This window comes from Thermincola ferriacetica (assembly GCF_001263415.1).
Taxonomy (GTDB): domain Bacteria; phylum Bacillota; class Thermincolia; order Thermincolales; family Thermincolaceae; genus Thermincola; species Thermincola ferriacetica.
The window spans coordinates 20,828-46,879 of sequence record NZ_LGTE01000008.1; the positions used below are offsets into that span (position 1 = coordinate 20,828).

Genomic DNA, 26,052 nt, shown 5'->3' on the forward strand with positions numbered 1-26,052 from the left:
TATTACTAGGGAGGGGTTTTTTTGTTTTTGGTTACTGCCGAAGAAATGCAAAACCTGGATAAACTCACAATTGACCAGGTGGGCATCCCCGGGGTAGTATTAATGGAAAATGCCGGGCTGCAGGTAGTTAAAGTCATTAAAGAGATTTTGGGAGAAGTTCCGGGGAAACAAGTGGCTGTATTTGCCGGCAAAGGCAATAACGGTGGCGACGGATTCGTTATCGCCCGTCATCTGCTGAACATGGGTGCAGAGGTTAAGGTTCTGCTAAACGGGGAACCTGCGGATATAACCGGAGATGCAAAGGTCAACCTGAATATACTGCAGAACATGGGACAGAAGATATTTACCATTAATAACAGCAACTCCCTCAATATAGTTAAACTTACGTTGGTTTATACTGACCTTATTGTGGATGCTGTTTTCGGCACTGGTTTCAAAGGCGCCGTTAATGACCACATGGGTAAAATAATATCGCTTATCAATGAATCGGGCAAACCGGTGGTGGCTGTCGACATTCCTTCCGGGCTGGAAGCAAACACGGGCCAGGTGCATGGCCCTTGTATACAGGCAACCCATACGGTGACATTTGGACTGCCGAAATTGGGTTTGACAATACATCCCGGTAAAGAGTACGCCGGGCAACTACATATTGCTGATATTTCCATTCCGCCTGATTTAGTGAAAAAACAGAACTTTAACAAATTCCTTCTGACTAAAGAATTGGTGGCCCAAATGCTGCCTAAGCGCCATTCCCAAGGACATAAAGGGGATTATGGCCGGGTGTTGGTGGTGGCGGGGTCCGAAGGGCTTACGGGGGCCGCTGTTCTGACCAGTATGGCGGTTTTAAAATCAGGCGCCGGGTTGGCTACCCTGGCTGTACCCAGGAGCCTGCATGACTTGATGGAAATTAAGCTAACGGAAGTAATGACAAAACCGCTTCCGGAGACAGAAAAAAAGACTATCAGTCGAGACGCTCTGGAAGAAGTTATTGCCTTAACAGAATCTGCGGATGTGGTGGCACTGGGACCGGGGATTTCCACTGAACCGGCGACGGCTGGCTTTGTCCGGGATTTACTGCCGGAGTTAAATAAACCAGTGGTAATCGACGCCGACGGTCTTAATGCCCTGGCAGGCAGCCTGGAAGTGCTGAAAAAAATTGAGGCGCCCGTGGTTATCACGCCCCATCCCGGGGAAATGGCCAGGTTGGCCGGGATAAAAACTGAAGAAGTTCAAAATAATAGAATTGAAGTGGCCAGAGAATTTGCCGCCAATTGGTGCGTGAATGTGGTTTTAAAAGGAGCTGAAACTGTTGTAGCCGGGGTTGACGGTTCTCTCTTTGTCAATTCCACCGGTAATCCGGGTATGGCTACGGGAGGCTCCGGTGATGTATTAACAGGAGTTATAGCCGGTCTTATCGGCCAGGGGTTGGCGCCGGTCCGGGCGGCTGCTGCCGGAGTATTTATCCACGGATACGCCGGCGACCTGGGAGCTCTTGAAAAGGGCCAGGCCGGTTTGCTGGCCGGTGACATTTTAAATTTATTACCCAAAGTATTTCGGGAATTGGAGGGAGCTTGATATGCAGGCGAAAGATATTATGACCAAAGAAGTAATTACAGCAAGGCCGGAACAAACTGTCCGGGAAGTGGCAAAAATTCTGGCTGACAAAAAAATAAGCGGTGTCCCTGTGGTAGATGAAGCAGGGAAAATTGTAGGAATTGTTACGGAAGCCGACCTATTGGTACAGACCCAAAAGCTTAAGGTTCCGTCTTATGTTCAGCTTCTGGGCGGAATCATATACCTTGACTCAGTCAAAGAATTTGAGGAAGACTTGCGAAAAGCCGTGGCAGTACAGGTTAAAGACATAATGACCACTGATGTGGTCACTGTTGAAGAAGACGCGGAAATCGAAGATATAGCTACCACTATGGCCGATGAAGGGATTAATCGCCTTCCGGTCGTAAGGGACGGAGCTCTTGTCGGTATTGTCAGCAGGGCAGACATAGTTAAAGCTCTGGCTAAAAGAGATTAAGTTTTTGTGAAACTGGAGCGATTACGCTTAAGAAATGGATTTGATGACAGGGGTGGTTTTGTGAAAACTAGACCGGCTTGGGCAGAGATCGACCTAGGTGCCATTGCTCATAATTTACGGGAAATTCGCCGTATCACCCAACCCCAGGCCCGGATTATGGCCGTGGTCAAAGCCAATGCATACGGACACGGGGCTGTGCCTGTCAGCCAGGTAGCTCTACAAAACGGTGCTTCTTATCTGGGTGTGGCCATGCTGGATGAAGCTCTTGAACTGAGAAGGGCAGGTATTGAAGCGCCTATTTTAATTTTAGGCTACACCCCAAAAGAGCAAGCAGAGGAAGCAGTTAGGCACAACGTAACCCAGACAATATATACCCTTGAGATGGCCCGTTTTGTTTCAGCAGTCGGAGAAAAGTTGAGACAAAGGGCCAAAGTACATATAAAAATTGATACCGGAATGACCCGGCTCGGGTTTTTGCCCGGGGCGGGGACTGTGGAAAAAATAAAAGAAATTGCGGCGCTTCCCGGATTGTCTGTGGAAGGGATTTTTACTCATTTTGCCGTATCGGACATAAAGGATAAAGCCTTTACCCGGCAGCAATTTAAACTGTTTACCGATATGTGCGCTGTCCTTGAACGGGAAGGGGTAAAGATTCCCATTAAACATGCCGCCAATACAGGCGCAATTATTGATATGCCCGAAACTCACCTTGATATGGTGCGGTTAGGTATATCCCTGTATGGGTTATATCCTTCTCCGGAAGTTGACCAGGCAAAAGTATCGTTAAAACCGGCCTTGTCGTTAAAAGCCGAAATCTCCCATCTCAAAGAAGTTCCCCAGGGGGTAACCGTCAGCTACGGCAGAACCTATACGACGCAAGAAAAGACGATAATTGCCACAATTCCTATGGGTTATGCCGACGGCTATTCCAGGTTATTGTCCTCCAAGGCTCATGTATTGATAAGAGGAACCAGAGCCCCTGTAGCGGGCGTTATTTGCATGGACCAATTTATGGTAGATGTAGGACATATACCTGATGTTGCCGCTACTGATGAAGTGGTGCTCATCGGCAGGCAGGGGGACGACTGTATTTCTGCTGACGAATTGGCACAACTGCTGGGAACTATTAATTATGAAATAGTCTGCATGTTAAGTGAGCGGATTCCCAGGGTTTATATTTAGGGCGAGAGAATATTTGTCATATACTTACTTGCAAAAGGAATTTGGCAAATTTTGTGGAAATATATTTAAAAAATTTTCGGGGGTATAAAATGTTTTTCGGTCACTTTTCTGTTAGTTCTGGTCCATGAGAAGAGGTGAGCGGTTTGTGCCTGGACAAAGTAGTATCCTGGTAACGGGGAAAACAGTAAAGGAAGCGCAAACAAAGGCTTTAAAGCTGTTAAATGCCAGGGAAGATGAAACTGTTACGGAAATTCTTTCAGAGGGCAGGCGCGGTTTTCTGGGTCTAGGGGCTGTCCCCGCCAAGGTGCGGGTTTCTCTAAAAGAAGAAGTGCTTAAAGAACGCGAATTGGAGGGTATTCTGGCAGACCTTGACATTGGGGCTGCAACCCATGACAGAAACGGCCGGTATGAACCGAACAGGAGCGGGCAGGAGTGGGGAGAAAATGGCAGTACCGGTTTAAAAAGCGGGGACATAGTCGAGAGGGAGACAGGAAAGCCTCCCCAAACAGATAGTAAAGACATTCAGGTTGGTTTGGCAGGGATTAAAGAAGGCCGGTTTTTTGTTATTAATCCTTCCGGGGACCAATACGCTGTCGTTAAGCCGGGTGAGCACATAAGATTAATTGTCAACGGCAATGAGGTCGAAGGAGAATCCATCATTTCAGAGGAAGATGAGATCAAAATAGATTTATTGCATGAAGAGCCGCAATCTGATCTGGAATTAAAAATATCCCCCGATAAACTGGCCGCTTATCTGCGATTAGCTACCAAGCCGGGGGTAAAATATAAATTGAAGGACCAGCCGGCTGCCCCCAGGCTAACTTTACTTACGGAAGTTGAAGAAATATTGGAACTTCCCCCACCTACCCCGGAAGAAGTCAGGAAATTTTTGGAGAACCAGGAAGTAGTTAAGGGTATTATAGATGATGCCATTCAGGAGGTAATAGAAAACCCTAACAGCAAGGAGAGCTTCCTTGTGGCACAGGGACAAAGGCCTGTGGATGGGGTACATGCTTATGTAATTTATCCTTTTCTGGAAAAAAGTAAAAATAATGAAAGGGGCAGCTTGTTCGAAAACGACAAACTGGTGTCGGTAAAAAAGGGTGATATCGTAGCCTTAAAAGTACCGATGCAGGAAGGAAAAGACGGTTGGGCTGTGACGGGCGAGGTTATTCAGGCCAGGAGCCCGGTAGATTGCCAGATTAACGTAAGAAAAGGCTGTGAAGTTACAGAGGATGGAATGCGGGCTGTGGCAACCATTGATGGCCGCCCTTATTTGGAGACCAGCGGCCAGGTGACTTATGTTTCTGTTGATCCAATTTATGTGGTGCAGGAGGTCAATGCTGCTACAGGCAATATAAAGTTTGTCGGCGATATAGAAGTTAAAGGCGATGTAACGGATGGTTGTCTTATCGAAGCTGATGGTAATGTAGAGGTATTCGGCGACGTGTCGCAGGCCACCATACGGGCGGGGGCCAGCATTGTAGTACATAAGTCGGTATTCGGCAGTACTCTAATTGCCGGGGGACGGGCAGCATTATATACTTCTATCCTTCCGAATTTGGCGGAAATACGGGATATATTGGAGAATATGCATTTTACCGGTGAACAGTCAAAGGACTATTTAGCGGTCGGGCCCGCCGGTGATGGCGCTGTTATTCAGTTTCTGGTAGATAGTTTTTACCGGGAATTACCGAAAAAAGTGCAGTGGCTGTCCGATATCATTACCCGCGCAAGCCTTTCAGTGAGTGAAGAGATATCACGGGTAGTTGATACCCTGAGGAGAAATTTCTGCGGCTTAAATGCCAGTAGGATAAAAGACTTTACCTACCTCAAAGAACTGCAATCCGCTGTGGAAAAGGCAATGGACTATATTGAACAATATAGTAAGAAAGCTGAATTTATCAAAGCGAAATATGTGCAAAATTCCTCGCTTATGTCCAGTGGCGATGTCGTAATAGAAGGACAGGGCTGCTATATTTCTAATATAAATGCCGGGGGAAGGGTCGATATTTGCGGTGAGCCGGGTGTGGCCAGAGGCATTAAAGTAGTAGCAGGCAGCGAAATAAATGTAGTTGATATAGGTTCCGATTTTGATTCGCAAACTTTACTCAAAATTAAGGAAAAGGGCCGGATAACTGCCGAATTAATTAATGCCGATGTGGTGGTGCAAATAGGCAGGGAGAAATACAGGGTAGACAAGCCTTCCCGCAAGTTTACCGCTTACCTCAATCCAGAAGGTCGTTTGACCGTGAATAAGCTCCTGGCTGATGGAAACTGTTCTAATCAGTAAAAAATTAATGGCAGATTAAGCATGGCATCAACTTATTGCAGTTTGGGCCATGCTTTTAATTACTCTTATAAAGTTTTTTGCAATATAATTGCTTTCAATAATCTACTGTCAACAATATTTAAAATGTGCTACAATTAGATATTGAAAACCGGAGTAGGGAAATTCAAATTGGGGTGGGTGCGATGCACGAACTAAGGATCATGATAGCTGACCCGGATGTAGATTTCTGTAAATACCTCAGGGAAAAACTGGTCCAGGCGGGATACATTGTCGTAGCCGAAGCTTCCGAAGCTCGCAGCGCCCTCCATATGATTTTCAGCAGCCAGCCTGATGTGGCCCTGATCAATGCCCGTTTTCATGGCCAGGACGGCTTGGATATTTCCTATTTTCTTGAAGAGCACCGCATAGCCCCAGTAATCTTAATGGCTGACTACGATGATTATGAGATTCTCTCTTATGTGCTGGGACATTGGGTTTTTGGCTATTTGGTAAAGCCCATTGATTTTGCGACCCTTATTCCTAACATGGAAATTGCCGTGGCAAATTATCGCAGGCTGCTCAACCTGGAAGCCGAAATTAAAAAGCTTAAAGAGAACCTGGAGAACCGGAAGTTGATAGAAAAGGCCAAAGGCATCCTGGCCGATATGTTGGGTTTTACCGAGGAAGAAGCCTTGAAGTTTTTGCAGAAAATTAGTATGGACAAGTGTATGCCTATGAAAAAAGTGGCTTTAAAAATAATTGCCAAATATGGACAGGCCCAAAACGGCAGGGAGTAAATTTTTTCTTTATCGTTGTATAGAAACGATAATATAATAATTCGGTTTTGTATACAATATTTTTTCCAGCAACAATATTGATTATTTTACAATAATTATATATAATGTGAAAGGATATATTAATGATGCAACCGCATATATAGATATAGGTTGCACGGGGCAATGGCGTCCCACTGGTCATAGGTTTAAGCTATGATCCGTGGGGCGTTTTTTGTTTAAAATTAAAATTTAATTCACCAAAGGGAGGATGGAGAGAGGATGAGCTACAGTAAAGGAATCAATGCTACTGCAGCAACACTGACAAAATTACGCACAGGGGACAGTAACTGTCCTTTCAGCGGGATGTGCGTAACCTGTCTGGACGGGTGTCCGGGACTTTGCGAAATTGGAAAATCTTCCATAAGGGGTAAAGAAACCCTGTACCCGCAGCCTTTCGGTAAGATTACCGCTGCTGCTGAAAAAGATTACCCGGTGGATTATTCACATTTCAACATTGCGGGTACTGCAGTCGGCGCTCATGGAATTGCCGCTGACCCCGACGTGGCCACTTTCCCGAATGTAAACATTGAATCTGCTGTGGGCGCTTACGGTGACCTGCCCCTGCGTTTACCCATCGTGATTGCCGGGATGGGTTCAACAAACGTGGCTGCTGACAACTGGGAACACCTGGCTGCCGGCGCAGCTATCTCCGGAGTTGGGATTGTTATCGGTGAGAACGTTGTGGGCATGGACCCCAAGTCTGAAATCAAAAACGGCAAAGTAGTCAAAGCTCCGAACTTAGAAAAACGGGTCAAGGACTTCCAGAACTGGTATAATGGCAAAGGCTTTGTTGCGGTACAGGCTAACGTAGAAGACACCAGGCTTGGTGTTCAGGAGTTTGCCCTTGAGAAACTGGGCGTTGAAGTAGTTGAGCTGAAGTGGGGCCAGGGCGCCAAAGATATCGGTGGCGAGGTTAAGTTAAACACCCTTGAGCGCGCTAAGCAGCTTTACAGCAGGGGTTACATAGTACTGCCGAATCCTGAAGACCCGGAAGTAGAAAAAGCCTTTAAGGCCGGCGCTTTCACTGAATTTGAAAGGCATTCCCGTATAGGTATGGTTACCGAAGACAGTTTCCATGCGCGGGTTAAGCAATTGCGTGAAGCCGGCGCCAAGTATGTATTCCTGAAGACCGGCGCTTACAGGGCAGCAGACCTGGCCCGCGCCGTGAAGTTTGCTTCCGATGCGAAAATCGACCTGTTAACTGTAGACGGCGCCGGCGGCGGTACAGGTATGAGCCCGTGGAGAATGATGAACGAATGGGGTATCCCAACCCTCTATATCCAGGCTTTACTTACCAGGTACCTTGACAAGTTGGCTGCCAAAGGCGCCTTTGTACCTAAGGTTGCCATTGCCGGTGGGTTCACTTTAGAAGACCATATGTTTAAAGCTCTTGCCATGTCGGCGCCCTATGTGAAAGCTGTTGGTATGGCCCGTTCGCCGCTTACCGCCGCTATGGTTGGCAAGACTGTCGGCGAAGCTGTTAAACAGGGCAAAGTGCCTAATGAATACAAGAAATATGGCGAAACCCTGGAGCAGGTATTCATCTACGCTCATGAACTGAAAAACAGGCTAGGCAAAGACTTCGACAAACTCCCCGTTGGCGCTGTGGGTGTATATACTTACTTCGAACGTCTGGCTCAAGGCTTACGTCAATTGATGTGTGGCGCCCGGAAGTTTGCTCTGGAATACATCACCCGTGATGACATATTTGCTTTAACCAAAGAAGCTGCTGAAATTACGGGAATCAAGTATGTTATGGAGCACGATGCTGAAGAAGCTGAAAAGATACTCGGCTAATTTGGGCTAAAACCTCCTACTTTTTAATATAACAGCTAAATGAAAAAGAGGCCAAATCATTCTTGGCCTCTTTTAATTTTGAACGGTTTTTTCAACTTTTGCAGTCTGGTTGCCCTGTAACGATGAAACAATAGTTGCGACTTAGCGGAGGGCGACTAATATAATACTTCACGTTGGCAAAGCTTCCCTGAGCTTATAGTTTAAATTGGGCTAAGAATTTATTGAGTGATTCGGCGGTGGCTGCCAGTTCTTTGGCTACACCGGCCACACTCTGGGAGCTGGCCGTCGCCTGTTCTGTTGAAGCGGACGCCTGCTGGCAGTTTGCTACAAAGCCCTGGGAAAGATTTGATACTTCGTTGACCATAGTTTTTATATTGGTATTTTCCTCCACCAGGTTGTGTAGCAACTGTAATGTTTCGTCAGACATGCTCTGTAGTTGCCTTATGCTGGTATTAACTTTCGTGCTGCTGTCGGTTACTTCGTTGGTGGCATGGCTGATTTCCTGAATGTTCATGTTGGTTTGCGCCACGTTTTCACTGATTGCAGAAAGAGCGGTTTCTGCTTCGGCGGAAAGTTCAGTGCCCGCCTGGACTATTTTTGTACCGTTGTTTATTTCCTCGACGGCTTCATTAACTTCCTGCTGAATAGCCGTTATTAAAGCATAAATTTCTTTCGTGGCCTGCCCGGAACGTTCGGCCAGCTTACGAACTTCATCGGCAACAACGGCGAAACCTTTACCGTGTTCACCGGCCCGGGCGGCTTCGATGGCGGCATTGAGAGCCAGCAAGTTGGTTTGTTCCGCGATATCATCAATAACCTGGATAATCTCCCCGATTTTTTGCGACCTTTCGCCAAGAGCCTGTATTTTTTCGGCGGTATCAAAAACAGCATCCCGTATGTTAGTCATTTCGTGAATTGTCCGGGAAATAATTTCCTGGCCTTTCAGGGCTATTTTTTGTGCTTCTTCCGAATCTTTGGCGACGCTGTTGATATTGGCTGTTATTCTGTCCAGGGATGCAATCATCTGCTGAATTACGGCGGAAGTTTCCACGATGGTGTCGTTTTCGTTTTCCATTTGCTTGACAAAGCTATGCAAAGTTGCCGTTTGATTGTTGACTGCGCTGCTGATGTTCATTAATTTATCGCCCTGCTGGTTGCTTCCGCTGGCAATATCAGCGGTGGCATTGGCAATTTGTAAAAAGGCCTGCGTGCTTTCTTCGGTGATTTTTTTTAACTCCTTACTTGTATTGTTAATTTCGTTGGCATGTTTTGTAAGGAGTTCTACAAACTTTTGCCGGGTATCAAAAAAAATGTTTAAATCATTGGCCAACATGCCAATTTCGTCGTAGCGCCTCACCCTGAGAAAAATACGATGCTGCAGGTTCCCTTCATTAGCAATGTTAATGCCTTTCAGAATTGTTCGAATAGCATTGGACAGGCCGGCGCCGGGTATCCACCAGCAAAAAATACCCAAACCGATAAAAATAACTGCCAGTATCCAGTCTTTGAGATGGAGTCCCGAGACCAGGCCGAAAATAACAGCAGTGCCGTAAGCATAGATGGGATGAAATATGCCAGAAATATTAGTAAGCGCCGGAATTTTACCTCCAATAACAGTATTCAGCACCAGACCAAGAATTGATGCTGTCAGCATGATTGTGCTCCAGTTATTCCATTTTCCCTGGTAATAAACTGCCGGGACCAAAAAAGTAAGTAGGGCAATATAGATGGCCGGAAAAATAAATTTTTGGTTAAAACTTACCCTGGTAAACACGTGACCGTTTAATCCCAAACGGTCAATAAAATTTGGTTCGTATTTTTTTCTTACCTGACTCTCCATAATTTCCCTCCACCCGATTAACTTACAAAATGTTTTGCGCACTGATGAAATGTAATATTTTGTCGTATAATGTCTATTACTACAGATTGGATAAAAAATCCTGCAATTTAATAAAATATTTGTAAAAAATACCAGCACAATATAATTACGTTACTAAAAGCGCTGCAAATATGAACAAATTTGCCCTACCGTATATGAGTTTGCTGTTTGATATGTTAAAATAAAGCCAAAGTCTTTTTGAAAAATCTTTTTTCGATTTACAAGGTGGGAAAAAAGTGCGGGTTTTAATTGCAGATAAAGATGTTTCCTTCGTAAAAACCATAAAGCAGTATCTGGTCCCTGCCGGTTACGAGGTAATTGCTGAAACGGCGGACGGGATAACCGCTTTGAAATTAACTCGCACGATGCAGCCAGACCTGGTAATTCTAGAAGCTTTTCTGCCCGGGATGGATGGTATTGAGGTGGGCAAGATAATAGAAGAAAGCAGGCTTGCTGCGGTAATTGTTGTGGCTACATACTCTGAGCTTGATGTAGTCATGGCCAAAGGAGATTGGCCTTTTCCTGTTCTCCCCAAACCTATTGAGCCGGCCGCCCTTATTTCCGTGGTAGATTACGTTGTGAATTCCTATAGAAAATTAATTTCTTTGGAAAAAGAAGTTCGGTCATTACAAAATGCACTGGCTGCCAGGAAGCTGGTGGAGAAGGCAAAAGGCATTTTGATGAAGACGCAGGGACTTTCCGAAGAAATGGCTTTTCGTAAGATGCAGCAGTTAAGCATGAAAAAAAGGTTGTCCATGAAAAAAATTGCTGAAGCTATTATCCTGGCCCATGAAAGTACGAAAGCGTGATGGCGGAGCACCTTGGGAAAAATCCCAGGGTGTTTTTTGTGGAAAAATGTAGAATTATTTGTTATATTTTTAAAAGTAAACAGGAATATTGCTTTTTATTGTCGAAAGCACAATGTGTGTTTACCTAATCTTGCTAATTGGAGGTGGGTTGTTGCAATGGCGTTGATGGTTTGGGATGATAAGTTCAGTGTGGGTGTCAAGGAACTGGATGACCACCACAAAAAGCTTGTCGCACTCATAAACGAACTGCATGATGCGATGAAGGTGGGTAAAAGTAAGGAAATAATGGACGATATAATAGCCAGACTTACCGATTATACTAAATTTCACTTTTCTGTCGAAGAAAATTACATGGTTAAGTATTCCTATCCCCAATATCCTCAGCAAAAACTTGCCCATGATAAATTTACCGAAAAAGTACTACAGTTTCAGAAGGACCTGAAAGAGGGGAAAATTGCCATTTCGATGGAGATAATGACCTTCCTGAAGGATTGGCTGATTAACCATATCTCCGGCTCAGACAAAAAATATGGACCCTTTTTTAACGAGCATGGGTTAAGGTGAGAAACCAAATGATATTTTTTAAATATTTTTCAAGGAGGGGTTGACAATGGCATTGATGGTTTGGAACGATAAGTTCAGTGTAGGTGTAAAGGAACTGGATGACCATCATAAAACGCTTGTTGCACTGGTAAACGAATTGCATGATGCGATGAAGGTGGGTAAAACTAAGGAAATAATGGACGATATTTTAGCCAGACTGACGGATTATACCAGGTTTCACTTTTCTGCAGAAGAGAAATACATGACTAAGTATTCTTATCCCCAGTATACTCAGCACAAACTTGAGCATGATAAGTTTACCGAGAAAGTATTGCAGTTTCAGAAGGACCTGAAGGACGGTAAATTTGCCATCTCCATGGAGATAATGACCTTCCTGAAGGATTGGCTTATAAACCATATCTCCGGTTCAGACAAGAAATATGGACCCTTCTTTAACGAGCATGGGTTAAAGTAAAAGGGTCTTTACATAATGCTGTATAAAGCTATATAACACTGATTTTATACTCCCGCAGCCAGGTATCCACCTGAATAAGAAAGGCAAATAACTGCGGGCCTTTCATTAACTGGCCGAACCATGGCCGATCAAAAACATCCCCACCGGATTGAGCCATTTTCCGCAGGGCAGTTAGATTGACCAGAGGCAAAAGGGGTGAAGAGGAATCATGCAAAATATGGAGCAGATGCTCCCGCACAATGGCCATATAAGCCGGGTTGTGGGTTTTGGGGTAAGGGCTTTTACGCCGGTACAGGATTTCATTGGGCAGAACCCCGGACAGGGCCCGGCGAAGTATGCCTTTTTCCTTGCCGCCACAGGTCTTCATATGCCATGGAATGTTCCAGACGTATTCCACCAAATGGTGGTCGCAAAAGGGCACCCTTATTTCCAGGCCCGTGGCCATGCTCATCCGGTCTTTGCGTTCAAGCAGGGTAGCCATAAACCAGTTAAAATTTAAATAGAAGATTTCCCGCCTGCGGGCTTCAATAGGGTCTTCGCCCGGCAACCTGGGGACTTCGGCAATTGTTTCTTCGTACCTACGCCTGATGTACTCTTCAGGTTTGATGTAGTCCAGCAGTTCCGCGGAAAATATCTTTTTGCGCCGGTCAAAACCCCTGAGCCATGGGAAGGTATTCGCATTAAAGGCATCTTCATCCCGGTACCACGGATAGCCGCCGAACACCTCATCGGCACACTCGCCTGACTGGGCCACGGTGGCCTCTTTTTTTATCTCCCGGCAGAACAAGAGAAGTGAGGAGTCGATGTCGGCCATACCGGGCAGATCACGGGCCAGGGTAGCCTGGATTAATGCTTCTGCCAATTTGTCTGTAGCAATTTTTATATGATGATGTATAGTTTTATAACGGTCAGATACCAGGTTGATATAAGGGCCGTCGGCAGTTGGCTCGAAGTGACTGGCCTGGAAGTACCGGTCGTTTCCCTCGTAATCAATGGAAAAGGTATGTAGTGGACCGCGCCCTTCTTCCTTGAACACTGTGGCGGCCAAAGCAGTTAAAGCGCTGGAGTCCAGCCCGCCTGAAAGGAGAGTGCAGACGGGGACATCAGCTACCAACTGGCGCCGGATAGAGTCTTCCAACAGTTGCCTTACTTTAGCGGTGGTGGTTTCCAGGTCATCGGTATGTTCTTTACTTTCCAAAACCCAATAACGCTTTGTGCGGATGAGGTTATCTTTAAAAAGCAGACAGTACCCCGGTTTTACTTCCGCTATGTTTCGGAAAACTCCATGACCCGGCGTTCTTGAAGGCCCAAGGGCAAAAATTTCCGCTAACCCCTCGGCATCAACTTCCGGCCTAACCATGGGATGGGCCAATAAAGCCTTAAGTTCAGAACCAAAGATAAAGGAGCCATCCTGTAGGGTATAAAACAGGGGTTTAACGCCAAAACGGTCCCTGGCCAGAAAAAGACTTTCTTCTTTGTCGTTCCATACGGCAAAAGCGAAAATCCCGTTAAGCTTCTCAACGCATTTGGCTCCCCATTCCATATAAGCGGTTAAAAGCACTTCAGTATCGGAATGGCCCTGGTAAGTATAGCCCCGGGAAATTAATTCCGCCCGCAGTTCGGGTGTGTTATACAGCTCGCCGTTATAGACAAGGACAAAGGTTTCGTCTCCCCGACGGCGTATCATCGGCTGGTTCCCGCCGGTGGGGTCTATAACTATGAGACGCCGGTGGCCAAGAATGGCATGGGGTGAATGCCATATGCCTTTTGCATCGGGACCGCGTGGGGCCAGGGTTTGGGTCATATCTTCAACAATCGGACGGTATGGCGTAAGGTCTTGATTCCTGTCAATCCAGCCTGTAATTCCACACATGTTTTTCTCCTCCAACCTTCAAGAAATTTCCATTCCCACAGAAATTAAGCTGTGGCACCTTTCGGCAAGTCCAAAAACAAAGAAGAGGCCACAAGGTTTAAAGTTAAACCTTTTCGTGGCCCCTTTGCCAACTGAACTTGATACGCCGTTGTATCAAGAAACCTATTTCGAAATCTATTTTATGAATTAAGATGTCGGAAGTTGCCTGAATTTTTGCCGGAAGATTTTTATCAATATGTCAGTCACACGGAAATGTGAGATTTAACACACAAGGGTGCTGTTAACTATATCAAGGCATTGACAGTATACTGTAAATAGCAGTATACTGTAAAATATAGTTAGAAAAAATGGCCTGTCGGTATATTGGGAAAGGGGGTCATTAATATGCCGGCAAAAAAGAGACAACAATATCGCCATTTACCTGCATTTATACTTCTGGTCCTAGCGCAGGGAGAGGCCCACGGCGGTGCCATTTACAGCGCTTTAAATGATAATTTGCCTCTGTTTCAGGCTGATACCGGAGCTATATACCGTACCCTGCAGCAGATGGAGAAAGAGGGAGCGGTGACGTCTGTTTGGAATATCACTGAATCCGGTCCGGCCCGTAAGATATATCGGATTACACCGGCGGGCTGGAATAAGCTGGACAGCTGGAAACATGACATAGAGCTGCGGAGGGCTAATTTGAACTATTTTTTGACAACGTATGAAAAATTAAAAGCTCAAAAAGATTAACACCAGGAGGAAATAAACATGTCATCAACATCGCAAGCTAAATTAGCGCCTGTAAGTGTATTGTTCGTGGCCCATCTGGTCAACGATATGTATGCCAACTTTCTTCCCCAATTCGTGGCCATTATGATTGCCGCTCATAGCTTAACCGTTGCTGCCGGAACAGCTTTGGTTTCCGCTTTCACTGTAAGCTCTTCTTTGGTGCAGCCGGTTTTCGGCTACCTGGTAGACCAGAAAGGGCAGCGATGGCTGGTATATGTGGGGACGTTGTGGATGTCGATTTTACTGGGGATAACCGGTTATATATCAAACTATGGCTTACTACTGGTTGTTTCGACGTTAGCCGGAATGGGTACGGCCGCTTTTCACCCCCAGGCGGCAGCTATGGTGGGAGAGGCAAGCGGCAGTCGAAAAGGATTTGTACTGGCGTCCTTTATTGCTATGGGTAACATAGGCCTGGCCATAAGTCCTGTGCTGCTTTTGCCCCTGTTTCACAGGTATGGTACCGGCTATACCTGGCTGGTTATAATTCCCGGGATTCTGGTCAGTTTGCTTCTTTATTGGTTTGCTCCCAGAATCAAATCCGATGGAGCCGATGTTCCGGGACTGGGAAAAGTGGTATCGGATCTTAGAAAAGCCTCATCAGAGCTGGTTAAGCTGATGGTAGTGGTGGCGTTGCGCTCTTTGGTACACACTGGTTTGATGACCCTCTTACCGATGTATTTTTTGGCCGAGAAGTTTTCACCGGAAACTACCGGGTATCTCATGTTTGCCACACTGGCAACAGGAGCGGTGGGGGGAGTCATTGGAGGTTATATTTCGGACCGCTACGGCAGAAAACCTCTCATAGTCGGTTCTCTGATCCTCGCTTCCTTCTTCTTTTATGGATTCCTTTATACCAAAGGAGTGTTGTCTATTATCTTGTTGGCCGTTGGCGGGATGGCGCTATTGTCCTCGTTCTCGGTTACAGTAGTAGCCGCTCAGGAAGTGATCCCACAGAACAAGGCACTTGCTTCCGGATTGAGTCTGGGTTTTGCTATCGGTGCGGGTGGCTTGGCGGTTTCTCTGATTGGTAAATATGCGGATCACTTTGGGATTTATTCTGCTATTCACCTAATCTTTATTTTACCATTGCTGGCAGGAATCATCGGACTTTTGTTAAAGGGGGAAACCCCTCTGGAACAGGGTGCAAGAGTAGAAATAGCCCAAAAATCTTTATATCAATAGTCAAATAGGCGTTACCAAATGATAAAAGGGACTGTCCCAAAAACGATTTTGGGCGGTCCCTTTAATATTAATTCCGGCAGTGAACACAATGTAATGGTGAAACAATGAGCAACGATTGTTTTTTTATTACAGTTATAACTTAGTGGTTATTTGGATTTTTTCCAAAAGTTCGTCAAGGTACAAAGGATCGACGAAAATCACCTCTGTGGTTACCAGCCATTTAATGTAACCTTGAAAATTTACAATTCGTATTTTCACGGGCCATACCTTCAATACCTGCAAGACTTATGTTATATTATATGCTCTGACTGTCTTAAAGATATCTTATGAATTTGCATATTTTTTGTTTTGGATAAGGGATTCATAGGATTCTATTATCTTTTCCATGACCTCCACAGGGAGGTTTTTACTTTTTAATTTATGAGCCAGAACAATATAATCCATATTTTCGCTGTTGAGAATGAATTCGCGGATATGTTGAGGTAAATGAGGAGCAACTTCCAAAGGGGTAACGGCATTTTCCTCCAGGAAATATAAAGGCGATACCCGTAGGGCTTTGGCTATTTTTTCAATTGTTTCAATAGAGGGGTTTTTTTGTTTATTATTGATTAATTCACTTATGGTTGCTTTGGAAACGCCTGATACTTTAACCAAATCAGCCTGTTTCATGGATCGTAAAAATAATAAATGTTTTATTTTGTCACCAAGAGTATTATTCATGCAGCTTCCTCCGAAAAAAATTTCTGGACAGGCAAAAGTTCGGTATAGCGAACATATAATTTACCAAAACCACAATTTTTTTTAATTTAATTGTTCGCTATTCTGAACAGATGCCTTTAAGTTTTTACCAAAGCGAACGCTGGTTGGCGCCAATTCAGCAATTAAGTGGGAGAGTGAGATTATGTGCCCGTACGTTAGAAAAGGCGAAAACATTAACGGTTGGTATTATTATTGCGACGCAGTAGCCTTTGGATTAAAGTTAACTGCCCGGGAATTGGAAGAGATAGGCTGTACTCCGGAGCAGCGGAAAATCTGCCAAAGCCTGATGGAATTAGCCGTTGGGGTCGGCTTGGTTCCAGAACCGGCAGACGGTTAAAAAAGTATCTAATTAGAATATATGCAGTTGGCATATAAAAATGATTTTAATTTTTTAATATTCCTTATTAATTGTTCATTCTTATTCTTAATGGTTAATTATTTCTTTGTGTGCCAGGAGAAAGATGTCTATGATTAACGGAAAAAAAATACAGGCCCTCAGAAAAACCAAGGGATTCAGCTTGCGGCAGATATCTCAACTGGCCAACGGGCAGATTAGTCCAAGCTACCTGTCTGAAATCGAAAACGGTAAGGTTAAAAACCCGTCTAAAAAAATAGCCCGCGCCCTGGCCAAAGCCTTGGGAGTCAGAGAATTTGAGCTATTCACTTTTGATGATTATGTGGAGGGGGAATTCAAAATGTGTAAATACCGTATGGAATATCCCACAATGAACGGTTGGGTGTACTATTGCGATTTAGTAGCCCGGGGAAAAAACATAACTAAAAAAGAGTTGGAGGAAGTGGGCTGTACGGAAGTTGAACGGGCCAAATGCAAGCAAATGATGGAATTAACCTGCGGAATGGGGATAGTGCCGGAACCCCGGGAATAAAATTAAAACAGAAAAATTATTTTTGGGGAGAGGAGGTTTTCCTTTGAAAGAGGTCCTGACTACTTGCCCTTATTGTGGATGTGGGTGTGGTTTTTATCTGATGGTCAATGAAAAGGAAGAAATAACAGGTGTAGTACCAAGCGCCGAGCATCCGGTCAGCAGGGGAAGGCTCTGTGTAAAAGGGTGGAATGTCTTTGAATTTATAAACAGCCCTGACAGGCTGCTTTCTCCGCTGGCCCGGGAAGCGGGCAGTCTCAGGGAAACGGGCTGGGACGACGCTTTGAACAAAACTGCCGGCAAATTAAAAGAAATAATTAAAAAATACGGGCCCGATGCAGTGGGATTTTTCAGTTCTGCCAAATGTACCAATGAAGAGAATTACCTGTTTATGAAATTTGCCCGGGCTGTTGTAGGCACAAATAACATTGACCATTGCGCCCGCCTCTGACACTCGTCAACAGTCGCCGGTCTGGCGGCATCTTTTGGCAGTGGAGCGATGACTAATTCTATTGATGAGATATCCCAGGCAGATGTGATATTGGTTACAGGTTCCAACACAACAGAACAGCACCCCCAGGTGGGGGCGGAAATACTTAAGGCCATTCAAGAAGGAGCAAAGCTCATTGTTATTGATCCCCGCAAAATACCCCTGGCTGATTATGCCACTCTTTATTTACAGCCGAAAGTGGGCACAAATGTGGCCTGGTTGAACGGATTAGCCCATGTGATAATTGAAGAAAACCTGTGCGACCGAACTTTTGTTGATGAACGAACGGATGGTTTTGCGGAGCTTCAGCAGGTTGTTAAAAAGTATAGTCCCATCTATGTCGAGCAATTGACGGGTATTCCCGCCGGTGATTTGGTTAAGGCAGCCAGGTTATATGCCGGCGCAGACAAAGCAATGATTTTCTACTGTATGGGTCTGACCCAGTTTACATCCGGTGTGGATAATGTCCGGGCCTGCGCCAACCTGGCCATGCTTACGGGCAATATAGGCCGGCCCGGAACGGGAGTGAACCCCTTAAGAGGCCAAAATAATGTGCAGGGCGCCTGTGATATGGGAGCTTTGCCCAATGTCCTGACCGGATACCAAAAAGTTGACGATGAAGATGCCCGGAGCAAGTTCGAACAGGCCTGGCAGGTAAAATTGCCTGCCGAACCGGGACTGACCTTAACAGAAATGATCAGGGCCGCAGAAGAAGGCAAAATTAAATGTTTATACATTATGGGTGAAAACCCGCTGGTCAGTGACCCTGACATAAACCATGTCCGGAAAGCTTTTGAAAAATTGGAATTATTGATTGTGCAGGACATTTTTTTGACAGAGACGGCTGCTCTGGCCGATATCGTACTTCCGGGGGCCTGTTTTGCCGAAAAAGAAGGCACCTTTACCAATACGGAACGCCGGGTGCAGCGCGTCCGGCAGGCTCTGGCGCCCAAGGGGAAAGCCATGGAAGATTGGCGCATAATTTTAGCCCTGGCCTGTAAAATGGGTTACCTGATGGGTTATGAGACACCGGAAGAGATTATGGAAGAAATAGCTGTCCTTACACCTGCCTACCGCGGGATTACCTACCAACGACTGGAAGATGAAAAGGGTTTGCAGTGGCCTTGTCCTGACATGCAGCATCCAGGTACTCCGTACCTCCATAAAGACCGGTTCAGTTGCGGCAGGGGCAAGTTTCATGCCGTTGATTACCGGCCGCCGGCAGAAACACCAAACGATGATTACCCATACATACTCACGACAGGCCGCACTGCCTACCAGTTCCATACAGGGACCATGACCGGCAGGACTTCAGTTATCCAGAGGGAAGTCCCCGACGGTTACGTGGAAATCAATAAAAAAGATGCCCAGAAAATTGGGATAAGAGACGGTTGGCCGGTGGAAGTTTCTTCCGCCCGTGGCAAAGTGGTCTGCCGGGCCAGTGTCTCCGATACTGTGCCTGCCGGAACAGTTTTTATGCCCTTCCATTTTGCGGAAACAGCCGCCAACCTGCTGACCAACAGCGCTGTGGACCCCATTGCCAAGATTCCGGAATACAAGGTCTGTGCCGTCAAGATAAAGGGGGTGGACTAATTGGACTATATTTTAAACAAGGGATTGGTCAAAGCGTGGCTGCGCAAATTAATTAAACACGGTATTCTCGTAGCTCCTATTCGGTTGGAGGGCGGGGATATAATTTTCAAAGAAGCTTTTAACCCCGATAATATACTGCTTGAATGCAAAAAGACGTTATATTCCGCCAAGCCCTTTTTTTTGCCGCAGGAGGAAACCCTGTTCACTTTCAGGGAACGTTCTTTTGGCACAATAAAAGAAGTATTCGATGAGTTCCCCAGAATATTTTTTGGCTTGCGGCCCTGTGATTTGAAGGCAATTATCCAGGCTGACCGGTTTTTTACGGAAAATTACCAGGATCCTTATTACCGGAAGCGCCGGGAACATACTCTATTGATAGTGGTCGGCTGTAATGACCCGGATTCCAACTGTTTTTGCCATGCCATGGGCCTCGGACCCTTTTATCATGAAGGGGCCGACATTTTCCTGGCGGACATGGGGAAGAGCTTTATAGCCACCCCCATTACTCCTAATGGCATCAATGCCGTAGAAAAATACCGGTATTTTTTCGAAGAAGCCACTGCCGAGCAGCAGGGTGAAAAATCCAGGTATGAATTAACCGCTATGCAAAAATTGGTGGCCAATCTGCCTTTGACTGACGTACGGGCCTGTTATTCATTAATAGATGATGAGTTTGTCAGCGGCATAAGCCGCAAATGCGCCGCCTGTGGCAGTTGTTCTTATGTCTGCCCCATGTGTTTCTGCTACAACGTAGTGGACCGGGAAAACAAGGACCTGGAAGGGAAACGGGTCAGAACCTGGGATTCCTGCATTTTTGAAGGTTTTACCCGCATGGCGGGACGGCATAACCTGATAAAAAGCCGGCAGGAGCGCCTGAAGAAAAGATTTGCCCATAAGCTGAAACAATATCCGGAAACCTACGGTTTCCCAGGTTGTACCGGTTGCGGCCGTTGTTCCCTTACTTGTCTGGGGCACATCAGCATGTTGGATGTTCTCAAAAAGGTAACGGCGGAGGTGGGGAAATGAATAAAAACGAATTAACACCTAAACCCGCAGTAATAAAAAATATAATTGATGAAACAGCCGATACCAAGACATTCACCCTGGTATTTACCGACCCGGAGGAGCAGAAGAGGTTTCAATATAAACCGGCTCAGTTCGTGGAAATATCTGTTCTGGGCGTGGGCGAGGCGCCTATATCAATAACTTCATCGCCATCGCAGCAGGGTTTTCTTGAACTGAGTATTAAAAGGGTGGGTAAACTGACGGAAGTAATTCATCAACTGAAGCCGGGGGATGAAGTGGGCATCAGGGGGCCTTATGGCAACGGTTTCCCGGCTGACGAGGTGAAGGGCTTTGACCTACTCTTTGTTGCCGGGGGTATTGGCCTGGCGCCCCTGCGCTCTCTGATTAACTGGGTAATGGATAACCGGCAGGATTACGGCAAGGTAAAGATTTTATACGGCGCCCGTACGCCGGGGGATATTGTGTTCACCCGTGAACTGACCCGATGGACCGGCGAGCCTGATACAGAGGTGCTGTATACCGTGGATAGGGGGGACCCCCAATGGCAGGGCAATGTAGGCCTGGTCACCCAATTGCTGCCCAGAATAGAGCTGACCCCCGCAACCTATACGGCCTTTATCTGCGGCCCGCCGGTGATGATACCTTTTGTCATCAAGGACTTATTGGCGCTGGGATTTAAAGAGGAAAATATAATTTCCACCCTGGAGAACTACATGAAGTGTGGCATCGGTAAATGCGGGCATTGCCTGCTGGGCGGCAAATACATCTGCATGGAAGGCCCGGTATTTCGTTACAACGAAATGAAGGAACTGGGCTTTGGGGAATAAAAAAATGCCGGTCTGTTGGAAGGGTGGGTGGGGTGTCCGGCTATCACGGAGCTTTGTGCTGCGAAACCTTGCCAGGCAATGCCCACTATGGAGGTAAAACATCCGTTGCTCCGAGGTTACGGGTAGAGACAGTGTAACTTTCGTTTGGTTGCAATTACCGGACCCGGCCAAATCGTCATCCGTGACTCAGGTTATGCAGCATCAAGCTCCCTGGTAGCGGAGAACCCTGTCCACCCCTCCTTAGCTGGGAAGGTATAGCCTTGGAGCAATGGTTGTTCCACCGGCAGGAAAAAGGCGGAACATGTTGAATAATCAACAATAGAGAGACTTACAGAAAACTATATGTCGCGAAGCGCACAGGGATGACTTTTATGAACCTAGACTGGCTTAATAAGTCTGCTACGACCTTGATAGGCACCAGGTGTGGGTTAATACAATGGTTTTACGGTGAACCCGAACGCCTAGATTAAAGAAGCTACGGAGGAAACTTTTATGGGATTTGATGCGCTTAAATTTCTTTGGCAAATAGTAAACATTTTGATACTGATAGGGATCTTTGTACTTATATTTGTAATACCAGCAAGGGTTTTCAAGAAAATAAATGCAATCGAGAGTCATTTAGAACAAATAAATCGTAGGCTAGAAACCTTGGAGGAGAACAAAGTTAAAAACAAACTCTAGGGCTAAGTGACAACATCGCCTAACATAAAGCCGTGTTTCCGCAGTTGAGCATGCCATAACACTGGCAAAGCACCAGCCCTGCCGGTGTTAAAAAATTACTCATTATGCTCAATTGCGGTTGTTCATGAAACCATCTCTTTTAGAAATATTTTTTTAATTCTAATTTTGCAATCTCAGGTAGCAAAAATCGCGCCACCAAGCAGGTCGTGGCAAGTTCGTTTCTATCCAAATGCGGCAGGCGAAGTTGCCCCTAATTTGGGAAAAAGAAAACTCCCATTATTGGGAGCGTGATTTTGATGATTTTCGTGTTGACGTTTTAGGAGTTCCGGATTTTCTTGAGTTTTTTCCGAAATTTAGAGCAACCAGGCTGAGAATATACTGATTTAAGCTTATATTATCTTTTTGGGCAGCGAGAGAAAGTTCTTTATGGAGGAACTTTGGGAGTCTAAGAGTAAATTTTCCGCTATATTTATCATTATCCTCTGTTTCTGGTAAAGGTATTGTTTGCCCTCTTTTAAGCGCGGTAGATATCCAAACCATCTTCGCTTCTTCTATATTTTTTAAAGCTTCTTCCGGTGTCTTCCCATCGGACATACATCCTTTAAGTTCAGGTATTTCAGCAAGCCAGCCACCGCCGTCTTCTTCAGAAATAGGTATCAACTTAACGCTATATTTAAGATTTTTGTAGTATTCAAAGTCTTTGGTCATACTTTATTTCTCCTCTCTAACTTCTTTGATTAGAGCAATTAACTTTTTTACATAGATGGCTTTAACTCGGTTATATATGAACAGGCACGGTTATGATAGCATCTGAATTTTCGTCATAAACAGACCAGTGACTACCACTTCCGGGTGGTTCGCATATCAAGCCAAATTTGTTAAGAACCGCTTGAAGCTCTGACCATTTTATGTCTTTGGGATTGTTGAGAATTCTTTGAAACCGTTTCTCGATTTTAGTCACTGGAACCTCCTATGAAATATTAAACAAAAATACCATATTTAATACCAATAATACTTTGCTGGTATTAATTATGATACCATAAAAATAGAATCTGAACAAGGGGCACTTCCTCTAACAACACCCAAAACGGCTCCGCTTCGCTCCGTTCAACTTGCCCCGTCCTCGGCTGTCGTGGTCTTGCGAATAGGGAGCAAGGGTCTGGGGAGGCAAAAACCGCGCCAGCCATGCGGGAAGTCAAAGTTTGTTTAGCCAATATGTCTTAGGCGAAATTGTGCCATCGACGTATCAATTTTTTAAAATAACAGTTCTCATTGAATTAATATGGAGGTATCACTATGAACTTAGGTATTTTCGAGTTATCTATGATGATTCTTTATCCTGTTGTTGGAATTTTAATAATATATTTTGTAATAAAGTCGGCCGTAAAAAATGCTATTAAAGAATTAAAAGAGGAAGGTCATTTATAGAAATTTATTGTAAATAGAGGGATAATAATGCCTTTAGTTAAGGTAGAGATATTCAAAGGTAAGAGTGACACCTATAAAAAAGCCTTACTCAATGGAATTCACGCAGCACTAGTCGAAGCGATCAAGATTCCGGATTATGATAGGATGCAGCGGCTCTATGAATTAGAACCTCAAAATTTCGAGATAGCACAAAATAAAACGTGATTAGCCGTTCCTCAATATGCCCAACTGCGGCAACACGTGTTGGACGAAGCCGCAGCCGTAAAGCATACAGCGGCGCGGCATTTTGGCGGTTAAGCGAAACGGCGCAATTTCGGGGAGGACAAGCATGATAGTTGATTTCTTAAAAAGCAATTCTACTTGGATAAAAGATGTTTTTTCAATTATCTTTACAGGGAGCGCTACTATTGTAGCAATTTTGACATACATTCGGGCCAAAGAAACATTCTTGCAGCTTATAAGAACTGAGGTTATTAAAAAGCAGACTGAAATTCTTAACTGAAATTCTGGAAGTGTTTTCTAAACATGAATTTAGCTTAGAACGTGCTCTTGATTATGTAAACGTTGCACAAATCAATGCTTTAAACATTTTGTTTGAGTATGGTTGCATAAATCACAACCTATCACAGAGGTTATATATTTATGCAATCGAGCAGTTCATGGCCAAGAGGTTCGAATACAGGATGCAAAATCTATTGTTGATATAGGCATTTCGTTATTAAGTTACTTAAATGGTTTTATCCATGATTACACTATAAAACCTTCTGAGGTTCTGGAAATCAGCCAACAGGAATTGACAAATTATAAAAATGCTAAATATCGGGTTGTTAGTATAATACCCTACGTCGAAAGGCCGGTAAAAAATGTTCGTATTGTTACTCAGGAAGGACTTGATCAACTCCTTGAAGGATATGTTAAGGGATTAGCAATTGTCGGACCACAAGAGTCATTTCCTTTTGTTCAGGATGTTCGCCTATCTTCTTCCGCGCGGACTACGGGAATCGATGTATTCCTGCAACCATTTCTTGGATGATAACCAGAGGCTTCCCTCTTTAACGGCCTTAAGTTTTCCTTCCTGGGCCAAACGGCGAAGGTAGCTTGGTTGGTACTGCGTACCTTCTGCTAAAGTACTCAGTGGGACCAGGTCTTCTTTCCTGGAAAGTTTAGGTAACATTAGTTTATTTAAATTGTCCCTTACCGCTCTTGCGACCAGTTCTGCAAGCATTGTATAATCAGGATTTTTGCTCTGCGCCCGTTCAAGTGCCCGGAGATATTTGGGGCGCTGGCTTTTAAGAATAATTGCCGGTGGATAACCATTAACTATAAGGATATAGTTCATTAACAGCCGGCCGGTTCTGCCGTTCCCATCGCTAAAAGGGTGAATTTTTTCAAATTCGGCATGTATTAGAGCTACCCATTCACAAACGGATAAGTCTCCTGGACCGTCATTTATTTTTTTTATTAATTCGTTGATCAAGTCAGGCACGTCACCGGAAGGAGGAAGTTTAAGCGAGCTCCCTCTTATTCTCGGAGTCGGTCCTGTGCGAAATTGGCCGGGCTGGTCTCCTGTTACGGGAGGATATGATGTCCAAACCGGTCCCATAAGTAATTTGTGAATATGGCTTATGTGCTGAACAGTTATTATTTTATCCTGTTGTTTATATGATTCTACTGCCTGCTCGTATACCCACCTTGCTGCATTGGAATAGCCCTGCACCTCTAAGTAATGTCTGATTTCTTTGTTGCCAGTTACAATTTCTTGTTCAACCAGTTTATAAATTTCTCGTGAATTTAGTGTATTTCCCTCCAGAGCTGTAGAATGGTGTGTTTCTTCAAGCCAAATGTCTTTCCAGATTTCATTTGCTTCCAGGCTTGCAGGAAACCCGCCCATTTCTTTATGGAATACGGTTATTTCACTTTTAACTTTCTCAAGCAGCTTCTTTAAGCTGGGTCTTCCCCTGTTCATAGTAATTCCTCCAAATTGTAGCTTTAATTTTAGTTTAACCAACTAGCTACAATTTTATTGTAGCTTTTTATTAAGTTTTTTGCAATAGCTACAATTTGTCGAAAATTATTCCTCATATATATAGGAGTAGTGTCAGCTACGCTGGTACTACCCTTGCCTGCGGCTGTCTCAGCAGCGTTTTTTAGGGAATATGTTTGTATGTTTGTAAACATGTAATTATGGCAATTCTTAATCAACCCCACTGGCGGAAAGCTGGTCCCAAGGGCTGTACAAAAAAATTTTCCTACTTGGTTGTAATTCTTCCAGGCGGTAAAAATTTTTTTGCTCCCGTGGGTTGACCTGGCCGGGCCTGACCGGTGCGCCCAGCCTGCGGCCGACGGAACTCAAGGGATTAGCACAGTCTGAGCTAAACGTCGGCCCACATTTATTGGACCGGTCATTCCTGGCCAGGAAGCAATATTTTATTCAGCCTCAGGAATCTAGGGATTAGCAAGGTTAATGCTTGAGATGGATTTTTATGGTATAATTTAGATGGGACAGACGAACTTTGTTCGTTTAGGGACGTGTTTAGGCGAAATGACTTGCTCCATAGGGGTTTTTCGGAGGCACATCATATTGAAAAAATATTGTTTTCTTATTTTGGCAGTATTGCCTTTACTAATGTTGTTGATATTGTTTTTGTTAATTCATGGGTCATATTCTACAATGATTTGGCTCACTTCCAAGCCGTTTCCGTTTAGGGCA

Annotated in this window: 24 protein-coding genes; 19 read left to right on the forward strand and 5 right to left on the reverse strand. The window is 44.9% G+C overall.

The window, feature by feature from the left end; genetic code table 11:
- The first annotated feature begins 21 nt into the window (after positions 1-21).
- The 6 genes from Tfer_RS06860 to Tfer_RS06885 all read left to right on the forward strand — a co-directional run bounded on the left by Tfer_RS06860 (position 22) and on the right by Tfer_RS06885 (position 8,116).
- Entirely contained in the window at positions 22-1,575 is a 1,554-nt protein-coding gene (locus Tfer_RS06860) for a bifunctional ADP-dependent NAD(P)H-hydrate dehydratase/NAD(P)H-hydrate epimerase (RefSeq protein WP_052217559.1), read from the forward strand.
- 1 nt (position 1,576) lies between these two features.
- Positions 1,577-2,029, forward strand: coding sequence for a CBS domain-containing protein (locus tag Tfer_RS06865; protein ID WP_013119547.1), 453 nt, complete (start codon positions 1,577-1,579; stop codon positions 2,027-2,029).
- A gap of 60 nt (positions 2,030-2,089) precedes the next feature.
- A complete protein-coding gene (gene alr, locus Tfer_RS06870) occupies positions 2,090-3,211 on the forward strand; it encodes an alanine racemase (protein WP_052217561.1) in 1,122 nt (373 codons plus the stop codon).
- A 145-nt stretch (positions 3,212-3,356) separates the two neighbouring features.
- Positions 3,357-5,504: a FapA family protein gene (locus Tfer_RS06875; protein ID WP_052217562.1), complete on the forward strand. Its 2,148-nt coding sequence runs from the start codon at positions 3,357-3,359 to the stop codon at positions 5,502-5,504.
- Between the two features lie 182 nt (positions 5,505-5,686).
- A complete protein-coding gene (locus Tfer_RS06880) occupies positions 5,687-6,280 on the forward strand; it encodes an ANTAR domain-containing response regulator (protein WP_052217564.1) in 594 nt (197 codons plus the stop codon).
- Between the two features lie 258 nt (positions 6,281-6,538).
- Entirely contained in the window at positions 6,539-8,116 is a 1,578-nt protein-coding gene (locus tag Tfer_RS06885) for an FMN-binding glutamate synthase family protein (protein WP_052217566.1), read from the forward strand.
- A gap of 193 nt (positions 8,117-8,309) precedes the next feature.
- Here the strand turns inward: Tfer_RS06885 and Tfer_RS06890 are convergent, their stop codons facing one another.
- A complete protein-coding gene (locus Tfer_RS06890; RefSeq protein ID WP_052217568.1) occupies positions 8,310-9,956 on the reverse strand; it encodes a methyl-accepting chemotaxis protein in 1,647 nt (548 codons plus the stop codon).
- A gap of 275 nt (positions 9,957-10,231) precedes the next feature.
- Here Tfer_RS06890 and Tfer_RS06895 point away from each other — a divergent pair, with 275 nt between their 5' ends.
- From Tfer_RS06895 to Tfer_RS06905, 3 genes are all read left to right on the forward strand, one after another.
- Entirely contained in the window at positions 10,232-10,804 is a 573-nt protein-coding gene (locus Tfer_RS06895) for an ANTAR domain-containing response regulator (RefSeq protein WP_052217570.1), read from the forward strand.
- A 156-nt stretch (positions 10,805-10,960) separates the two neighbouring features.
- Positions 10,961-11,368, forward strand: coding sequence for a bacteriohemerythrin (locus Tfer_RS06900; RefSeq protein ID WP_013119554.1), 408 nt, complete (start codon positions 10,961-10,963; stop codon positions 11,366-11,368).
- A 46-nt stretch (positions 11,369-11,414) separates the two neighbouring features.
- On the forward strand, positions 11,415-11,822 hold the full coding sequence (locus Tfer_RS06905; RefSeq protein WP_052217571.1) for a bacteriohemerythrin: 408 nt from the start codon (positions 11,415-11,417) through the stop codon (positions 11,820-11,822).
- A gap of 28 nt (positions 11,823-11,850) precedes the next feature.
- On the opposite strand, the gene asnB is transcribed toward Tfer_RS06905, so the two are convergent.
- Positions 11,851-13,695, reverse strand: coding sequence for an asparagine synthase (glutamine-hydrolyzing) (gene asnB / locus Tfer_RS06910; protein ID WP_052217572.1), 1,845 nt, complete (start codon positions 13,693-13,695; stop codon positions 11,851-11,853).
- A gap of 384 nt (positions 13,696-14,079) precedes the next feature.
- Here asnB and Tfer_RS06915 point away from each other — a divergent pair, with 384 nt between their 5' ends.
- Together Tfer_RS06915 and Tfer_RS06920 are read left to right on the forward strand one after the other, a co-directional pair.
- Positions 14,080-14,430 carry a PadR family transcriptional regulator gene (locus tag Tfer_RS06915; protein WP_052217574.1) on the forward strand — a complete coding sequence of 117 codons (351 nt, stop codon included), beginning with the start codon at positions 14,080-14,082 and terminating at the stop codon, positions 14,428-14,430.
- Between the two features lie 18 nt (positions 14,431-14,448).
- Entirely contained in the window at positions 14,449-15,654 is a 1,206-nt protein-coding gene (locus Tfer_RS06920; protein WP_052217576.1) for an MFS transporter, read from the forward strand.
- 324 nt (positions 15,655-15,978) lie between these two features.
- Here the strand turns inward: Tfer_RS06920 and Tfer_RS06925 are convergent, their stop codons facing one another.
- Positions 15,979-16,374 carry a helix-turn-helix domain-containing protein gene (locus tag Tfer_RS06925; protein WP_013119558.1) on the reverse strand — a complete coding sequence of 132 codons (396 nt, stop codon included), beginning with the start codon at positions 16,372-16,374 and terminating at the stop codon, positions 15,979-15,981.
- Between the two features lie 181 nt (positions 16,375-16,555).
- Here Tfer_RS06925 and Tfer_RS06930 point away from each other — a divergent pair, with 181 nt between their 5' ends.
- The 5 genes from Tfer_RS06930 to Tfer_RS06955 all read left to right on the forward strand — a co-directional run bounded on the left by Tfer_RS06930 (position 16,556) and on the right by Tfer_RS06955 (position 21,233).
- A complete protein-coding gene (locus tag Tfer_RS06930) occupies positions 16,556-16,750 on the forward strand; it encodes a hypothetical protein (protein WP_013119559.1) in 195 nt (64 codons plus the stop codon).
- A gap of 130 nt (positions 16,751-16,880) precedes the next feature.
- Positions 16,881-17,300: a helix-turn-helix domain-containing protein gene (locus tag Tfer_RS15975; protein WP_160315536.1), complete on the forward strand. Its 420-nt coding sequence runs from the start codon at positions 16,881-16,883 to the stop codon at positions 17,298-17,300.
- A 22-nt stretch (positions 17,301-17,322) separates the two neighbouring features.
- On the forward strand, positions 17,323-19,380 hold the full coding sequence (gene fdhF, locus Tfer_RS06945) for a formate dehydrogenase subunit alpha (protein WP_083436832.1): 2,058 nt from the start codon (positions 17,323-17,325) through the stop codon (positions 19,378-19,380).
- Entirely contained in the window at positions 19,381-20,406 is a 1,026-nt protein-coding gene (locus Tfer_RS06950; RefSeq protein WP_052217583.1) for a 4Fe-4S dicluster domain-containing protein, read from the forward strand. It abuts the gene before it with no gap.
- The gene (locus Tfer_RS06955; RefSeq protein WP_052217585.1) at positions 20,403-21,233 is read left to right on the forward strand and encodes an FAD/NAD(P)-binding protein; all 831 of its coding nucleotides are present in this window, start codon (positions 20,403-20,405) and stop codon (positions 21,231-21,233) included. The genes Tfer_RS06950 and Tfer_RS06955 overlap by 4 nt, the downstream gene beginning before the upstream one ends.
- Before the next feature lie 957 nt (positions 21,234-22,190).
- On the opposite strand, the gene Tfer_RS06965 is transcribed toward Tfer_RS06955, so the two are convergent.
- Complete coding sequence (locus Tfer_RS06965) at positions 22,191-22,622, reverse strand: type II toxin-antitoxin system HicB family antitoxin (protein WP_052217588.1); 432 nt, start codon at positions 22,620-22,622, stop codon at positions 22,191-22,193.
- A gap of 588 nt (positions 22,623-23,210) precedes the next feature.
- Between Tfer_RS06965 and Tfer_RS17115 the strand changes: the two genes are divergently transcribed.
- From Tfer_RS17115 to Tfer_RS16525, 3 genes are all read left to right on the forward strand, one after another.
- A complete protein-coding gene (locus Tfer_RS17115; protein WP_013119570.1) occupies positions 23,211-23,342 on the forward strand; it encodes a hypothetical protein in 132 nt (43 codons plus the stop codon).
- Positions 23,343-23,369: 27 nt separating this feature from the next.
- Positions 23,370-23,546 (forward strand): tautomerase family protein, encoded by a 177-nt coding sequence (locus Tfer_RS06975; protein ID WP_013119571.1) that lies wholly within the window; start codon positions 23,370-23,372, stop codon positions 23,544-23,546.
- 124 nt (positions 23,547-23,670) lie between these two features.
- Entirely contained in the window at positions 23,671-23,844 is a 174-nt protein-coding gene (locus Tfer_RS16525; protein ID WP_160315537.1) for a hypothetical protein, read from the forward strand.
- A 471-nt stretch (positions 23,845-24,315) separates the two neighbouring features.
- Here Tfer_RS16525 and Tfer_RS06980 read toward each other — a convergent pair whose 3' ends face one another.
- The gene (locus tag Tfer_RS06980) at positions 24,316-25,308 is read right to left on the reverse strand and encodes a Fic family protein (protein WP_052217592.1); all 993 of its coding nucleotides are present in this window, start codon (positions 25,306-25,308) and stop codon (positions 24,316-24,318) included.
- Between the last annotated feature and the right edge of the window lie 744 nt (positions 25,309-26,052).

Excerpts from the sequence above, each read along its gene's own strand:
- Tfer_RS06865 (WP_013119547.1), top strand. The coding sequence starts at position 1,577 with ATGCAGGCGAAAGATATTATGACCAAAGAAGTAATTACAGCAAGGCCG.
- Tfer_RS06880 (WP_052217564.1), top strand. The coding sequence starts at position 5,687 with ATGCACGAACTAAGGATCATGATAGCTGACCCGGATGTAGATTTCTGT.
- Tfer_RS06885 (WP_052217566.1), top strand. The coding sequence starts at position 6,539 with ATGAGCTACAGTAAAGGAATCAATGCTACTGCAGCAACACTGACAAAA.
- Tfer_RS06890 (WP_052217568.1), bottom strand. The coding sequence starts at position 9,956 with ATGGAGAGTCAGGTAAGAAAAAAATACGAACCAAATTTTATTGACCGT.
- Tfer_RS06900 (WP_013119554.1), top strand. The coding sequence starts at position 10,961 with ATGGCGTTGATGGTTTGGGATGATAAGTTCAGTGTGGGTGTCAAGGAA.
- Tfer_RS06905 (WP_052217571.1), top strand. The coding sequence starts at position 11,415 with ATGGCATTGATGGTTTGGAACGATAAGTTCAGTGTAGGTGTAAAGGAA.
- asnB (WP_052217572.1), bottom strand. The coding sequence starts at position 13,695 with ATGTGTGGAATTACAGGCTGGATTGACAGGAATCAAGACCTTACGCCA.
- Tfer_RS06915 (WP_052217574.1), top strand. The coding sequence starts at position 14,080 with ATGCCGGCAAAAAAGAGACAACAATATCGCCATTTACCTGCATTTATA.
- Tfer_RS06920 (WP_052217576.1), top strand. The coding sequence starts at position 14,449 with ATGTCATCAACATCGCAAGCTAAATTAGCGCCTGTAAGTGTATTGTTC.
- Tfer_RS06925 (WP_013119558.1), bottom strand. The coding sequence starts at position 16,374 with ATGAATAATACTCTTGGTGACAAAATAAAACATTTATTATTTTTACGA.
- Tfer_RS06930 (WP_013119559.1), top strand. The coding sequence starts at position 16,556 with ATGTGCCCGTACGTTAGAAAAGGCGAAAACATTAACGGTTGGTATTAT.
- Tfer_RS15975 (WP_160315536.1), top strand. The coding sequence starts at position 16,881 with ATGATTAACGGAAAAAAAATACAGGCCCTCAGAAAAACCAAGGGATTC.
- Tfer_RS06955 (WP_052217585.1), top strand. The coding sequence starts at position 20,403 with ATGAATAAAAACGAATTAACACCTAAACCCGCAGTAATAAAAAATATA.
- Tfer_RS06965 (WP_052217588.1), bottom strand. The coding sequence starts at position 22,622 with ATGACCAAAGACTTTGAATACTACAAAAATCTTAAATATAGCGTTAAG.
- Tfer_RS17115 (WP_013119570.1), top strand. The coding sequence starts at position 23,211 with ATGAACTTAGGTATTTTCGAGTTATCTATGATGATTCTTTATCCTGTT.
- Tfer_RS06975 (WP_013119571.1), top strand. The coding sequence starts at position 23,370 with ATGCCTTTAGTTAAGGTAGAGATATTCAAAGGTAAGAGTGACACCTAT.
- Tfer_RS16525 (WP_160315537.1), top strand. The coding sequence starts at position 23,671 with ATGATAGTTGATTTCTTAAAAAGCAATTCTACTTGGATAAAAGATGTT.
- Tfer_RS06980 (WP_052217592.1), bottom strand. The coding sequence starts at position 25,308 with ATGAACAGGGGAAGACCCAGCTTAAAGAAGCTGCTTGAGAAAGTTAAA.